The sequence below is a fragment of the Streptomyces sp. NK15101 genome, from assembly GCF_020400725.1.
In the GTDB taxonomy this organism is placed as follows: domain Bacteria; phylum Actinomycetota; class Actinomycetes; order Streptomycetales; family Streptomycetaceae; genus Streptomyces.
In genome coordinates, this window is the sequence record NZ_JAINVG010000219.1 from 1 (window position 1) to 465 (window position 465).

Annotated in this window: 1 protein-coding gene; it reads right to left on the reverse strand. The window is 70.3% G+C overall.

The window, feature by feature from the left end; genetic code table 11:
• Positions 1–465 (reverse strand): B12-binding domain-containing protein (locus K7G60_RS38695; protein WP_225805643.1); only part of this gene is annotated, 465 nt, incomplete at both ends.

Genomic DNA, 465 nt, shown 5'->3' on the forward strand with positions numbered 1-465 from the left:
CGGCCGGAGCCGAACAGCTCGCCGACCGTCTTCATGCCGTCGAGCAGCACGTCGTTGACGATCTCCAGGGCGGGCCGCTCGCCGAGCGCCGCGTCCAGGTCCGCCTCCAGGCCGTTCTTCTCGCCGTCGACGATCCGCCGCTTGAGCCGCTCCTCCAGCGGCAGGGCGAGGAGCTCCTCCGCCTTGCCGGCCTTGAGGGACTTCGCCGTGGCGCCCTCGAAGAGCTCAAGCAGGCGCTGGAGGGGGTCGTAGCCCTCCCGCCGGCGGTCGTGGATCAGGTCGAGCGCCACCTCGACCTGCTCCGGCTCCAGGCGCGCGATGGGCAGGATCTTCGAGGCGTGCACGATCGCCGAGTCCAGGCCCGCCTTCACGCACTCGTCGAGGAAGACCGAGTTCAGCACGATCCGGGCCGCCGGGTTGAGGCCGAAGGAGATGTTCGACAGACCCAGCGTCGTCTGCACCTCC